The sequence below is a fragment of the Puia sp. P3 genome, assembly GCF_050632245.1.
Taxonomy (GTDB): Bacteria; Bacteroidota; Bacteroidia; order Chitinophagales; family Chitinophagaceae; genus Puia.
Map to the genome: position 1 here is coordinate 507,732 of NZ_CP192583.1, position 14,403 is coordinate 522,134.

Consider the following 14,403-nt stretch of genomic DNA (forward strand, 5'->3'; position numbering starts at 1 on the left):
AAAGGCCTTCCCATTGTCATGCGTAGGCAGCCTGCTGGAACATCAGCGAATTGCCCATCAGCACGCTGATACCCTGGGTCCCCGAAGTCTTGTTCGAAGAAACGGGCATCTTGTTCAGCACATTGATCATTACCAGCAGCTGCGTCGAATACGACTTCGGCATCGGCGCCTTCTCACTACTGGTTCGATTGACAAAATACTGCCCGTCGAAAATGCGATCCGGCCAGGGCATCACCTCATAATTGTCGATATCGGGATAGAACAACTCCGCCGTAAAGGTCGTCTCATAGTTCTTTTTATAGTCACTCCAGTCGCGGCGTACGTCTTCGACCGGATCGTTCTCAAAAAACAGTTTCCTACCGGTCGGTACCGTCATCGATCGCATACAGCCATACTCCAGAAAAGCGGTTTCGAACGTCCGCTCCACTGGCAACCCCGTTGAAATAGTTCGGCTCCCGCGCCGTACCCGTCCACGACTGTACGATATATCCATCCACCACCGGCAATGAGGCGAGACTCGCCTCAGGACTCACGATCTGCCACAGCGAATAATTCAGCAGCGAATGCGTAGGCACATAACAGCGCACATTCATGCCTTTGGTTTTTCCGTAAGCCTTCGCGTAGGTAAAGGCTTCCTCCAGCGCGCGGTAATACAAATGATATTTCAGCCTGGCCGACAGCCAGGTATTCTCCGGCGACTCGTGCTGCGGACGCCAGTCCGATCCATAATAGTCCTTCCATTCCTTTTTGAACGCCTCGCTGTAACCCGCGCGTGCCCAGTATTCCGGCTCCTCGAGATAGATCGCGTCGATGCCCGCGTCGATCACGCGCCTGATGACCTTCTCCTTGAAATAACTCAAAAAATTCATCGTCGGCACAATGTAAGGCGTCAGATGACCATGCCAGATCGTATCGCCATTCTGCTCTTTCTGCCCCTCGTCAAAATGGGGTTTGCCATCCCATTTACCCGTAAAGTAGTCCTGATATCCGCCCCAGGCGATACCGGTCATAAAAGCCGCTTTATAACCCCGGTCCCGCCAGGACTGCACGCGTTGCTCAAACCTCATGCCCGGCCGGTCGGAAACACCATATACGATCGCCACGTCGGACCGCGTATCCGTAGTCGGCTTCCACGCACCACCCGTTTGAAATGTCGTCTTCTCCAGCGGCTGGCCAACGGCCGCCACCGCATACATCAAAAGAACAAAAAGAGTTATCCTCATACCAACACATGAGTCGCGCGACATCGAATTACCCTTAGTACGAAACCCTCTTTTTACAGTTTAGCAGCGTTTTAGCGAAACAGCGCCTTTTGGCGGGGCATTTTTTATTGTCTACATTTGGATAGTTTTGTAGACATGAACGATTGCACGGCATTCGACGATAATGAGCTGCTGCGCTTGCTACAGCAGGACAATGCCTCCGCTTTCCAGGAGCTGTATGACCGCTATTGGAACAAACTTTACTATATCGCGCACAAACGCCTCAAGTCTTCCCAGGCCGCCGAAGAGATCGTCCAGAACGTCTTTCTTACCATCTGGCGAAAACGCGGGACACTCCGGATCGATGAGCCCGCCCCCTATCTCGCCGCCATTACCAGATACGCCGTCTATCGCTACATGGCCAATGAAAAGCGCCGGACAAAGAAAGAAGAGATCGCCGGCAGCCGCCAGACGGAAGGCGTGGCCCTGGAGATGCTGATCGACGACAAGTTGCTGCTGGAGATCGTCAAACAACAGGCCAACGAGCTGCCCGAGAAATGCCGCCTCGTATTCATTTACAATAAATTAGAGGATCAACCAATACCCGAGGTCGCCGAGCGGCTCAATATTTCGGTCAAGACCGCGGAAGCCCACCTGACAAAGGCGCTACGCCTGATCCGCAATAGGCTGAAAGACCATGCTTTTTTTATTTTTTCTGACTAAGGGTAAAGCTTTGCTGTACAACTCAACTATAAAAAGGACCGCCGTGGATAAAACGCAATTGGCTGAACTGGCTCACCGTTTCGTTTCGGGCACTGCTACCGAAGAGGAGAAGGCGTTGTTGCACCAGTGGTTCGATTCAGCGGACAAAGACGAAGTCGAAGAGGTGCTCCTGCCCGAGCGGGCTACGGAAGACGATGTCCGGACCCGCATAAAGACCCGGCTACTGGCCGCCATCAACGAGGAGACTCAGGATCAACCCGAGGACAGATCCCGTCCCATTGGCCTATATATCCGGTGGATGGCCGCGGCAGCAGCGATCATCGCCGTCAGCATTACCGGTCTGTATCTCTGGAAAAACAACAAAGCGCAGCGCACACCCGTCGCCGCAACGCCGGTCACACACAACGACCTGCTGCCCGGCACCAATAAAGCCACGCTGACCCTTGGCGATGGCTCCACGATCAACCTTGCGGCGGCAAAGAACGGGATCATCCAGAAACTAGCCGGCACCCTTATCGCCAAACAGGATAGCCAGCTCCGCTATAATATCGCCACAGCCAACCCCGCCGCGGAAATGAATACGATCCAGACGCCCCGCGGCGGCCAGTACCAGGTCGTCCTGCCCGACGGCACCAAAGTATGGCTCAACGCGGCTTCGTCGCTGACCTACCCCACCGCATTTACAGGAGCAGAAAGAACCGTCAGGCTCAACGGCGAGGCCTATTTCGAGGTGGCCGCCAACGCCGGCAAACCCTTCAGGGTCATGGTGGGCAATATGCAGGTCAACGTTCTTGGCACGCATTTTAATGTAATGGCCTATGAAGACGAGGGCGAGATCCGGACAACCCTTCTCGAAGGCAGCGTCAGAGTGACGAACGGCGTGGTGGCACACCTGCTAAAGCCAGGACAGGCCGCGCGTCTCGACAGGTCATCGGAGTCTTTCAGACTGCTCGACGTAGACCCCAGTGAGTCGGTAGCCTGGAAGAACGGCGTTTTTCAGTTTGGAGGCGTTTCGATCGAAACCGTGATGAGAGAAATAGTCCGCTGGTATGACGTAGACGTGGAATACCAGGGAAGACCAAACGAACATTTCAGAGGAACCATATCCCGTAGCGCCAACGCGTCCGAGGTGTTCAAAATGCTCGAACTCACCGGCGCCGTTCACTTCACCATCGATAAAAAGAAGATTATTGTAAAACCATAAGCCAGTGATTCCCGTGCCGGTCAAATGATTGCTGATTATGAAACTAACTGCTTTCCTGGTCCTCGCGGCCTGCCTGCAGGTCAGCGCCAGGGTTTACGCCCAAAAGGTCTCTCTGTCTATAACAAATACACCCCTTGAAAAAGTCTTCAGGGAGATCACCCGGCAAACCGGATATTCCTTCCTGTACACGGACGAAGTGCTCAACAGCACGAAGAACGTCGATATCCGGATAAACCATCTCCCGCTGGACCAGACCCTGGAACAGGTATTCAAAAACCAGCCGCTCACCTGGTCCATCGTCGCAAAGACAGTGGTCGTGCAACGCAAACAGGATAGCCCGCCGCCGCCCACCGGCACGGACGTACACGGCCACGTGACGGACAGCAGCGGAAGACCCATGGCAGGAGTGACGGTGACGCTTGCGGGCAGCACCAGGGCAACCGCGACCGACGCCAATGGCGATTTTACCCTCAACGTGCCCGAACACGCCCGGCTTCATTTTAGCAGCGTAGGCTATGAAGGGACCGAGGTCCAGGTCGAAGGGCGCCGGGATCTCAAAATAACCCTGCATCTCACCGACACGGCCCTCGACGATATCGTCCTCATCGGCTATGGCTCCCAGCGCAGAAGAGATATCAGCTCCGCCATTTCCACCGTCGGGGTATCGGACGTAAGCGTACGCCCCGTGGTCAGCGCCGCCGAGGTCATCGCCGGCAAGGTCCCCGGCATCCAGGTGCTTCTGCCATCCGGCAAACCCGGCGCCGACTTTACCGTATTCGTCCGCGGTATCGCCTCTCTTACGGGCAACACACAGCCGCTATACGTCATCGACGGCGTCGTCTCCTACGACACGCATATGCTCGACCCCAACACGATCGCCTCGATCAGCATCCTGAAAGACGCATCGGCCGCCGGCATCTATGGCGCCGCGGGCAGCACCAACGGCGTCGTGCTCATCACGACAAAGAAAGGCATCCGCGGGAAAGCCAGGGTAACGCTGAACACCTACACCGGGGCGCAGGAGATCACAAAAAAGATCAGGCTACTCGACAGCCGCCAACTGGCCTCCCTCTTAACGGAAGAGCAGGTTAACGCCGGCAATATCAATTTTTCGATCCTCGACTCCCTGGTCGACGCCAACAACAACAACTGGCAGGACCTGGTCTACCGCCGGGCGCCGATGACGGGTATCAACGCCGGATTCTCCGGCGGAGGGGACAAGGGCACGGTCTATTTCGGACTGGGCTACACCGACCAGGACGGTATCGCCGTCACGTCCAACTACAAACGCTATTCGACCGCCCTCGATATCGGACACCAGATGACGCCCTGGCTGTCGGCCGGCGCGCATATCTCCTACAACCGGACGGGCTACCACGACGTATACGACAACCAGCGCGCGCAGTACAACGGCTTCGTCCTCTCCGCCCTGAACACGCCGCCTTTTAGCGCCGTTTACAATACCAACGGGGACGGCACATACGGTTTCAGCGCCTTTTCACAGGCCCTCCCCAATCCAATGGGCGATATCTACGGGACCAACAACTATACCATCGGCAACAACCTGCTCGGTACGGGTTATGTCCGGGCCAGACTGCCATTCGATCTCAGCTGGCGGTCGCAGCTGGGCATCACGCTGGAGAACGGCTACCAGACCGTCTATCAGGACCCCCGGCTCTCCGAGGTCGCCCGGCAACTCGGCGGTATCGCCAGCTATTATACGGCTGAGGGTTTCCGTTATATATGGGACAACACCCTGACATTCGACAGGAAGACCGGTAAACACGCGGTCAACATCATCGCCGGCACCAGCGCCTCCAAACAGCAGGACCACTCTTCCTCGCAGAGCGGCTATGGCTTCCCCAGCTACTCCATACAAGTGCTGAGCGCGGCTTCCACCTATACGCTGAACCAGACTTTTTCCGACGCCTGGACCCTCGAGTCCTTTTTCGGCCGGCTCAACTATGCCTACGACGACAAATACCTGTTCAGCGCCAGCGTCCGGAGAGACGGTTCGTCCAAACTCGGGATCCGCAATCAATGGGCGAACTTCCCCGCCTTCTCGGCCGGATGGCGGGCGTCGCAGGAGAATTTCCTCAGCGACCTGACCTGGCTCAGCGACCTCAAGATCAGGGCAGGGTGGGGGGCCACGGGCAACCTCCCCGCAGACCTGTATCCCTCGTACAGCCAGCTCAACGGCGGCAATAACTACGCTTTCAACGGCGCCAACCCCGTCACCGGGACCGTACCCAGCGGCCAGGCGGGCAATCCCGCCCTGCTATGGGAGGAGACCAAACAGCTCAACACCGGTCTGGACATCGCCGTGCTCGGCAACCGCGTCAGCCTGTCCGCGGACTATTATATCAAACGGACGCACAACCTCATCCTCAACGTACCGCAACCCCAGTCCACCGGCGTCAGCACAAAGAAGAGAATATGCCCGGCTATGTCCAGAACAGGGGTTTTGAGTTCCTGCTTTCCGCCGACGTCGTCAAAGGCAAACGATTCAAATGGACCAGCAGCCTGAACATGTCCTTCAATACGAATATCGTGAGCCTGCCGGTCGGTACTTCGCCTATCCTGACCGGTTATATCCAGGACATCGGGGGCAACGCGGGCATCGTAAAGAGCGGCCTGCCGCTGGGCTCCTTCTGGGGCTATATCAACGACGGCGTCAACCCGCAGACGGGCAACATCAATTTCAGGGACCTCAACAAGGACGGGAGGATCGACCCGGACAACGACCGCACCTTTATCGGCAGCGCCCTGCCGAAGGTTACCTACGGGCTGTCCAATATGCTCAGCTATCGCGGTTTCGAGCTGAATCTGCTCGTCGACGGCGTACACGGCAACAAGATCTTCGACGCGACACGGATGGAGACCGAGGATATGACCGATATGATCAACCAGACCACCCGGGTGCTGAGGCGCTGGAAAAAGCCTGGCGATATCACCGATATCCCGAGGGCAATGTATGGCAGCGGGGCGCCGGCCAATTCGGTGCCCAACTACAGCATCTCCTCCCGCTGGGTGGAGAGCGGGTCCTTCCTGCGTTTCAGACAGATCACGCTGGCGTATAATTTCAACAGCAAATTGGTCCGGTGCGCGGGTATGAGTGGCCTGCGCCTATACCTGACCATGCAGAATATGTGGATCATCACCGGATACAAGGGCTATTCGCCCGAGCTGAATGTGGCCACGACCCCCAACGTCGTAAGTGCGGCGACGACCGCCAACCTGGCCACGCAGCAGGGGTTCGACCATGGCACCTATCCTCAGGCGAGATCGATAACTTTTGGTTTGAATGTATCGTTATGAAAAGATATATCGTGGTGCTGATGCTGATTGGAGCCTGCGCCTGTAAAAAAAGCTTTTGGACCAGACGCCGCAGAACGCCGTCTCCTCGGGGGATTTCAAAAATGCTTCCGACGCCGAGGCGGCCATCGTAGGCGCCTATTCGCTGATGGCCAACAGCGTCTACTGGTACTATAACTGGAACTATCTCCTGGACGGCGACGTCCGGGCCGACAACTGCTATTCCGGCGGGAGCGCCCCGGATATCGACGCGATCGACAATTTCACGTCCGTAGCGACCGACAACCAGCCGATCTCCGAAGACTGGTACGAGCTATATATGGACATCGGAGCCTGCAACAGCGTCCTCGACAACGTTCCGGCGATTACCGATGCTTTGCTGACGGCAACGCGCAAGGCGCAGATCCTCGGCGAAGCGAAGTTCTTAAGAGCCTATCACTATTCGCACCTCGTTCGCAACTACGGCGCCGTCGTCCTGCAGCTGCACACCATCGTCAGCGATCAGCATACGCTGAAGGCCCGGAGCCCCGTCGACAGCGTGTACGCGCAGATCATCGCGGACCTCAAAGACGCCGAAGCCGCGCTGCCCGTGACCTATGCCGACCGGGCCTCCAGCCATAGCCGCGCGACAAAAGGCGCCGCCGAGGCGGTCCTGGCCAAGGTCTATGCGCAAACAGGCGACTATACCAATTGTCTCGACTACTGCAACCGGGTATTGCCGCCCTCTTATGGCGGCACGGGGACGGCCGGCTATCGCATCGCTCCCCAATTTCGACTGGCTATTCGACAGCCAGCACAAGAACAGCGCCGAGTCCATCTTCGAACTGCAGCATACCGCTGGCACCATTACCCACGGATACGCCGAGGGCCTGATCCTGCCACCCTCTCCACTGACCCAGTACTGGACGAAATTCGCTCCACCCACCCAGGACATCGTAAAAGCCTTTAGGGCGGCGGGCGATTCTATTCGCTTCGCCTCCTCGGTCACATGGGCCTACAACGGTCCGGGCACGGCCAACCCCGTCACGAGTCCCGCGCACTATGGAGCAACAGACACGATACCTTATATATGGAAGATCGGCCGAAATTTTACCGGAGGCTGGAGTGGCGGCAGCGGAGACAACCTCGTGCTGCTTCGTCTGGCCGATATCATCCTGCTGAAGGCCGAGGCCCTCAACGCCCTGGGACGCACCAGCGATGCCATTCCGCTGGTCAACGCCATCCGCGCCCGAGTCAGCCTGGCGCCGGTCACCGTAAGCTCGCCCTCCGACGTGGCGCTGGCCATCCTCAACGAGCGGAGACTCGAGCTGGCCTTTGAAGGCGAACGCTGGTATGACCTGTTGCGTTTTGGCGCACAGTACACGATTGACCTTATGAATGGCCAGGTCGACGGCAAAGGAGTCTCCCTCGGCTATCAGGTGACCCCGAACCGTCTTCTCTATCCCATTCCCCAGGCAGACAGGGATAACAACCCGAATCTCTCGCAAAACCCCGGATACTGAACGCTCCAGGCAGTTAAAAAAATTTACAAACCGACTAAGGGTAATTACTCTTCACGCGGCTCAAGTTAGAAATAAGCAATTTTTTTTAACCAATTGAGCTGCCATGTCAAAAAGCGATTTGCATTTTTGCCGCTACAAAGGAAGTTGTTCTTCCTTTTCTTCCTCCTTCTAAGTACATCCCATTATCTGTTTGCGCAGGACAAGCTGACCGTCAGCGGTAAGGTCCTCTCCGATAGCAGTGCGCCGCTGTCGAACGTGTCGGTAAGCATTAAGGGCGAGACGGGAGGCACCACTACGGATGCCGGCGGGGCATTCACCATCCGCGTCAACAGGGGCGCTACCATCGTTTTCTCTATTGTTGGATATGAAGACAGGGAGATGAAGATCGAAAAAGAATCGGCCGGTCTTTCAATAACCCTTAGCTCGAAAGCTACCGGGCTCAACGACGTCGTCGTCATCGGATACGGTACGCAACGGGCAAAAGACGTCACCTCCTCCATCGCCACCGTCAACCTCAGCGATACCAGAGGAAGACCCATCGTCAACGTCATGCAGGAGCTGGCAGGCAAGGCCGCCGGCGTTCAGGTCCAGCAGTTCAACGGCGCGCCGGGTCAGGATTTTCAGGTCCTCGTCCGCGGTTTTACGTCTCTCAGCGGCAACGCCAACCCGGTGTACGTCGTCGACGGCATCGTCGGATATAATATCGCTACCCTCGACGTCAACAATATCGCCAGCATATCGATCCTGAAAGACGCGTCCGCCACGGGCATCTACGGCGTCGCAGGGTCCGCCAACGGCGTCGTCCAGATCACGACAAAAAAAGGCGTAGGCGGCTCGCCGAAGATCGACGTCGACTTCTCGCAGGGCTGGCAGAGCGTCACAAAAAACTCCCAGTTCTCACGGGCGTTCAGCTGCATGACCTGCAGATCGACGAGTATACCAACGCCGGCCGCGCAAGCGATACCGCGGGAATCAGACTGCCGGCCAACTGGCAGAACATCAACAACAACTGGCAGGACCTGCTGTTCCGCACCGCTCCCATCACGAAGGCCAGCGTCAGGGTATCCGGCGGAGATGGCAAGGGCGGCAATTATGCGATCAGCATGGGTTATCTCAACCAGGACGGCATCCTGCCGACCATCGGCTCAAAGAAATATTTCGCGGGGATCACGGCCGAGCAAAAACTCAACGGCTGGCTGACCATCGGAGGCCGGGCGGACTATGTGCGGCAGATCACCAGCAATATGCCGGCCGGCACGCAAAATACGACGGGTCATGGCGGGGGCGGCTCGGGTGCTGTTACCGGCGCGGCTATTGCCTTCTCGCCATATGCGTCTCTGAAAGATCCCACCACCGGATTTTATGCGGTGGATAACAGCAATGGACAGGCGATCCCCAATCCCCTCGCCCAGTTGTACGGCACCTCGGACAAGACGACCTATAATATCATCAACGCGGAAGGGCATATCAATATCAACCTCCCCTTTGGTATACGGTACACTTCCCGGATCGCGGCCAATATTTCGGACAATTTCGAGAATATCATCCAGGACCCGACGATCACGTCCAGCGCCAATGCCGTTGGCGGATCGGCCGACTACCAGACCTTTCAGAATTTCACCTGGCTCTGGGACAATATCCTCGAATACAACAAGACATTCGGCAAACACAGTCTCAATGTCGTTGCGGGTATTACGGCCAGCAAATATTCGACGCAGTTCTCCGAGAACGGTGGCAGCGGATTCCCGATTGCGGGCATCTATTCCATCTCCAGCGCCGCCAACCGGCCTACCAACCAGGACAACGGCGGACACGACTACTGGTCGAAATACTCCCAGTACGGCCGGCTGATGTATAACTACGACTCCCGCTATCTGCTGACGGCTACGGTCAGAAGGGACGGCGCCTCGCAGCTGGGTATCAACAACCAGTATGCGACATTCCCCGCCGGTTCCGTCGGCTGGAGGATATCGAACGAAGAGTTCATGAAGGACCAGACCCTGTTCAGCGACCTGAAGATCCGCGCGGGTTACGGCGCGACCGGAAACCTGCCGTCTTCGCTGTATCCCTCCTATAATGTGCTGAACGTCGCGGGTGGTCAGTATACCTATGATCCGGGAGGCGCGGGCGTGCCGGGGCTGGGACTCAACGGGACTGCCGCCAACCCCAATATCAAATGGGAGCAGACGAACCAGCTGAACATCGGCGCGGACCTCGCGGTTTTCAGGAACAGGCTGCGCGCTACGGTAGACTACTACAGCAAGTCGACGACCAACCTCATCTACACCAGCAACCTGCCGCCTTCTTCGGGCCAGAGCAACGTCGTGATCAACCTGCCGGGCAAGGTCCTGAACCACGGCGTGGAAGTCACCCTTTCGGGTGATATCCTCACGCATACCGAGGTGAAGTGGACGAGCACGTTCAATATATCGTTCAATACGAATAAGATCAAGGCGAACATCACGCCTATCTCCGGCGGTGGCGTGCCCTCCGGCGCCGTGTCCTGGCTGAGGAATGGCTATTCCATCGGGTCCTTCTTCGGTTATATTTCACAGGGAGTCGATCCCCAGACGGGTTATATCAAGTATGCCGACCCGGACCGGACGGGAGCTGCCGAGAACAATCTCTATCTGGGCAAGGCCCTGCCTACGGGCTTTGGCGGGTTCGGCAACAACCTGAGCTACAGGAATTTTACGCTCGACGTGCTGATCGAATACGCGTTTGGCAACAAAGTTTTCAACGGCAACCGGTATGAGGCAGATGGTATGTATGATCTGACCAACCAGTTCACTTCCGTACTGCGCCGCTGGAGGAAGCCCGGCGATGTCACCGATATGCCGCTGGCGAGGCTGGGGGAGAACTCCTCGAACCAGGCGAGCAACCCTTTCGAGAACGGGAATAACAATGTATCCAGCCGATATGTTGAGAATGGCTCCTTTGCGCGGCTTCGCAATGTGACGCTGGCTTATGATCTGACAAAATTCAACATCGTCCGGACGCTGGGGCTAAAGAACCTCCGGGTCTATGCTTCAGGGGAGAACCTCGTCACCATCACCAAATACAAGGGCTATTCTCCTGACCTGAATACGGGTGGGACCTCGCCTAACACGCAGGGGCTTGACTTTGGCGTCTATCCGCTGGCACGGACGATCACCTTTGGTCTCAATGTTGGATTCTAAACTTACCTAAATTATTAATGAATATGCTTAGCAAAAATATTTCACGACTGGTGCTGGGGGTCTCGGGTCTGATCCTGGTGTCGGGTTCGGCGTGCAAAAAAGTTTTTTGACCATTACACCACCCAATCAGGTGTCGAGCGAGTCGGTCAATACGCTCGCCGGTCTTCAGTCCATTTCGAACAATACCTTCGAGCAGATGGTAGACGCCGGGGGCCATTTCTACCAGTGGTTCGACCTGACGAATGAGGACGTCCGTTCAGACAACAGTTACGACGGGCAGACCGATAACAACAGCAACGAGGCGATCACCCAGTGCGATAATTTCACGGATAACGCCACTACCTCCGAGGGAAGGGGCTGGCCGGAACTGTACGGCATGATCGGCACCTGCAATCTGCTGATCGACGTCGCCGCCACGCCCAGTAAGGATCCCAAGCTGACCGACTCGGCACGGAGTCAGCTGGTCGCTTCGGCGAAATTCCTGCGCGCCCTGCACTATTTCAATCTCGTGAAGGCCTATGGTCCCGTAATCCTGGCCCTGCATACCTATTCGGGCGATACCGCCGTCAGAAAGCCCCGCGCTGCGCTGGCAGATTGTTACAAACAGATCGTCACCGACCTGACGGATGCGATCGGCTCATTGCCGATGAGCTACCCGGGAATCACCTATCAGCATACAAGGGTCACCAAACCCGCCGCGCAGGCGCTGCTGGCAAAGGTATACGCGCAGGAAGGCGACTATGCAAACTGTCTGGCTACCTGTAACGCCGTGCTTCCCGCGGCCTATGGCGGATCGGGAACGGCGACGCAGAGTCTGGTGGCCAATTTTGCCGACCTGTTTGATGACAACAAATCCGCCAATACGACGGAGTCCTATTTTGAGATCCAGCACCTGGGCGGCACCAATGCACCCACGCGTAATTTTGCCACCTGGCTGATCGCGCCGTCGGATTTCAACCTGACGATACCCGATCCGTTCACCAAGTTTGTAACGCCGACGCAGGATCTGGTCAACGACTACAAGAATTCCGGCGACCTGATCCGTATGAACGGGGTGATGGTTTTCGAGAACAACCAGACCGACTTCAACGGCCGGACCTTCCTCGACAATCCCAATCACTATCCGACTACTCCTACTACGCAGATCCCCTACCTGATCACGCGCGGTCAGCACGTCCAGGGCGGTTCATATGCGGCCGGCGGCAGCCAGGCCATCATCATCCTTCGTCTGGCGGATATTATACTGCTGAAGGCGGAGGCGCTCAACAAGACCGGCAACACGGCTGCCGCGATCCCGCTGATCAACGCGATCCGCGCCCGGGTGAGCCTTGCGCCGACTACGGCGAGTACGCAGTCGGACGTGGCCCTGGCCATCCTGCACGAAAGAAGGCTGGAGTTTGCGGGCCAGGCGCAGCGCTGGAGCGACCTGAGAAGGTTCGGCTCCGACTATACCATCAGTCTGATGAATGGTTTTAAAGACTATCTCGGGAATAAATTGTATAACATCAATGCGAATATGCTGTTGTACGCGATTCCTATCTCGGAGTTGAATAGCAATCCGGCGTGTACGCAGAATGCAGGATACTAGGCTCGTCGCCGGCGAAATTTATGAAGCCCCTGGAGACAGGGGCTTTTTCTTTCTACAACAGTCGCGGACACCTGAGATCGTCTGTTTGGGCGACCAGGACTTGGCCACACCTAGCCCGATACTGGCCGGCGAAATCGCCCATAGGGACGGCGGGGCCTAACGTCAGGCTTAATACGCCGTGGGACTGGGCGCCGGCATGGAGGGATAGTAATGCCAGGAGGTGGCATAGGATTGGGGTCTTTTTCATAGGTTGAATTTAGTAATTATTTTATCTAACCCCTTCTCATCAACGGCGCGGCCGGGATCCACGAATTATTTGACAAACTCTCGGCCGGCGGCCGGATCCCCGATCCGGTGGAGGGGAAGTTTTTCCCTTGAAAATTTTTTGTAGCTAAAATTATTAGTAATTTAGTGTTCCCGCTCATCTGTCTCTTTTTTCATGACGGTTCATTGGTTATGGGTACCAATTGGTTAATTTTAAAAATCTAGTTATGAAAGAGAAAGGAGATATTATTTTTTATGAGTCCGGCTCCGATAGTGGACGAATTGAAGTTAAGCTTGAAAATGAAACTGTCTGGCTTTCGCTGAATCAGATAGCGGTTTTATTTGATAAAAATAAGTCGGTGATATCCAGACATTTATCTAATGTTTATCGCGATGGCGAGCTGGATAAGGCGTCAACTGTTGCAAAAAATGCAACAGTTCAAAATGAAGGCGGTCGGGAGATAACCAGAGATATTGAGTATTATAATTTAGATGCAATTCTCTCTGTCGGCTATAGGGTCAACTCTATCAGGGGGACCCAATTCCGCATTTGGGCGAATAAAGTCTTGAAAGACTACCTTACAAAAGGCTACGCCATCGATCAAAAGCGCTTCAAGGATCAATCCCGTCAACTTGATGAACTAAAACAAACAGTAAAACTACTGGGAAATCCACCACCCCAAAGGAATTTTTTCAGATCACGCCGCCATTTACCAGACTTTCGGCGAAAAGGATCTGTATCCCAGTGTCGAGGAAAAGGCCGCACACCTCTTATATTTCGTCATTAAAAACCATTCCTTTTCTGACGGGAACAAACGGATCGCCGCTTTCCTGTTCGTCTGGTTCCTCGAGAAGAACGCAATCTTATACCGCGCCGATGGATCAAAGAAAATTGCGGACAATGCCCTTGTCGCACTTACGCTGATGATCGCAGAAAGCAAACCCGAAGAAAAGGATATGATGATCAAGGTTGTGGTCAATCTGATCAATCTGAAGAATTAAATGGTCGCTACGCACTATTTCATCAATACGAATTTGATCGGCTCCTTCCTGTGAGCTTCCACCGGAGAACCATTCTTAACCGCAGGCACCCATTTGCCGCTGGCGGTAATAACGCGTATCGCTTCCTCCCGCAGGCCACCCTTTTTCGGGCCACTGACAGCGTGGATATCGCTGACGGTACTGTCCAGATGGACGATAAAGTCTACGATGACCGTGCCGGAAACGCCGTTTTCAATGGCTTCAACCGGAAAATGAAGGTTGTGATTGAGGTAGTCGGTCCAGGCCGACGGTCCGCCGGGATACCCGGGCTCGCTGGATTGTAGAGATAGCAGGAAGAACGAAGCAAGCAGGATGGTCAGTTTCATACGGAGAGTTTGTAACTGCCAAGATACGCATTTCCGATAGTGAAATATGTGTACCTTCC

13 protein-coding genes and 1 pseudogene are annotated in these 14,403 nt (G+C 55.6%); 11 read left to right on the forward strand and 3 right to left on the reverse strand.

Annotation, left to right across the window (positions count from 1 at the left end; all coding sequences use genetic code 11):
- Nucleotides 1-16: 16 nt before the first annotated feature.
- Both ACQ86N_RS03040 and ACQ86N_RS03045 read right to left on the reverse strand, forming a co-directional pair.
- Nucleotides 17-376: a hypothetical protein gene (locus ACQ86N_RS03040; RefSeq protein ID WP_431213888.1), complete on the reverse strand. Its 360-nt coding sequence runs from the start codon at nucleotides 374-376 to the stop codon at nucleotides 17-19.
- Nucleotides 357-1,223, reverse strand: a complete 867-nt coding sequence (locus tag ACQ86N_RS03045; protein WP_431213889.1) for a hypothetical protein — start codon at nucleotides 1,221-1,223, stop codon at nucleotides 357-359. The genes ACQ86N_RS03040 and ACQ86N_RS03045 overlap by 20 nt, the downstream gene beginning before the upstream one ends.
- A 135-nt stretch (nucleotides 1,224-1,358) precedes the next feature.
- Here ACQ86N_RS03045 and ACQ86N_RS03050 point away from each other — a divergent pair, with 135 nt between their 5' ends.
- The 11 genes and pseudogenes from ACQ86N_RS03050 (at nucleotide 1,359) to ACQ86N_RS03100 (ending at nucleotide 13,979) form a co-directional block, all read left to right on the forward strand.
- Complete coding sequence (locus ACQ86N_RS03050) at nucleotides 1,359-1,925, forward strand: RNA polymerase sigma factor (protein ID WP_431213890.1); 567 nt, start codon at nucleotides 1,359-1,361, stop codon at nucleotides 1,923-1,925.
- Between the two features lie 43 nt (nucleotides 1,926-1,968).
- The gene (locus ACQ86N_RS03055; protein ID WP_431213891.1) at nucleotides 1,969-3,129 is read left to right on the forward strand and encodes a FecR family protein; all 1,161 of its coding nucleotides are present in this window, start codon (nucleotides 1,969-1,971) and stop codon (nucleotides 3,127-3,129) included.
- 37 nt (nucleotides 3,130-3,166) lie between these two features.
- The gene (locus tag ACQ86N_RS03060) at nucleotides 3,167-5,656 is read left to right on the forward strand and encodes a SusC/RagA family TonB-linked outer membrane protein (RefSeq protein ID WP_431213892.1); all 2,490 of its coding nucleotides are present in this window, start codon (nucleotides 3,167-3,169) and stop codon (nucleotides 5,654-5,656) included.
- Entirely contained in the window at nucleotides 5,566-6,447 is an 882-nt protein-coding gene (locus ACQ86N_RS03065) for a hypothetical protein (RefSeq protein ID WP_431213893.1), read from the forward strand. Before ACQ86N_RS03060 ends, ACQ86N_RS03065 begins: the two co-directional genes overlap by 91 nt.
- Before the next feature lie 55 nt (nucleotides 6,448-6,502).
- A complete protein-coding gene (locus ACQ86N_RS03070) occupies nucleotides 6,503-7,393 on the forward strand; it encodes a RagB/SusD family nutrient uptake outer membrane protein (RefSeq protein WP_431213894.1) in 891 nt (296 codons plus the stop codon).
- A gap of 16 nt (nucleotides 7,394-7,409) precedes the next feature.
- A complete protein-coding gene (locus tag ACQ86N_RS03075) occupies nucleotides 7,410-7,946 on the forward strand; it encodes a RagB/SusD family nutrient uptake outer membrane protein (protein ID WP_431217960.1) in 537 nt (178 codons plus the stop codon).
- Nucleotides 7,947-8,090: 144 nt separating this feature from the next.
- Nucleotides 8,091-8,732, forward strand: a pseudogene (locus ACQ86N_RS03080) (carboxypeptidase-like regulatory domain-containing protein); the annotation flags it as partial.
- 191 nt (nucleotides 8,733-8,923) lie between these two features.
- Nucleotides 8,924-11,125: a SusC/RagA family TonB-linked outer membrane protein gene (locus tag ACQ86N_RS03085; protein WP_431217961.1), complete on the forward strand. Its 2,202-nt coding sequence runs from the start codon at nucleotides 8,924-8,926 to the stop codon at nucleotides 11,123-11,125.
- A 106-nt stretch (nucleotides 11,126-11,231) separates the two neighbouring features.
- Nucleotides 11,232-12,713 carry a RagB/SusD family nutrient uptake outer membrane protein gene (locus ACQ86N_RS03090; RefSeq protein ID WP_431213895.1) on the forward strand — a complete coding sequence of 494 codons (1,482 nt, stop codon included), beginning with the start codon at nucleotides 11,232-11,234 and terminating at the stop codon, nucleotides 12,711-12,713.
- A 491-nt stretch (nucleotides 12,714-13,204) separates the two neighbouring features.
- On the forward strand, nucleotides 13,205-13,765 hold the full coding sequence (locus tag ACQ86N_RS03095) for a virulence RhuM family protein (protein ID WP_431213896.1): 561 nt from the start codon (nucleotides 13,205-13,207) through the stop codon (nucleotides 13,763-13,765).
- On the forward strand, nucleotides 13,713-13,979 hold the full coding sequence (locus ACQ86N_RS03100) for a type II toxin-antitoxin system death-on-curing family toxin (protein ID WP_431217962.1): 267 nt from the start codon (nucleotides 13,713-13,715) through the stop codon (nucleotides 13,977-13,979). The genes ACQ86N_RS03095 and ACQ86N_RS03100 overlap by 53 nt, the downstream gene beginning before the upstream one ends.
- 14 nt (nucleotides 13,980-13,993) lie before the next feature.
- On the opposite strand, the gene ACQ86N_RS03105 is transcribed toward ACQ86N_RS03100, so the two are convergent.
- On the reverse strand, nucleotides 13,994-14,344 hold the full coding sequence (locus ACQ86N_RS03105; protein ID WP_431213897.1) for an energy transducer TonB: 351 nt from the start codon (nucleotides 14,342-14,344) through the stop codon (nucleotides 13,994-13,996).
- Between the last annotated feature and the right edge of the window lie 59 nt (nucleotides 14,345-14,403).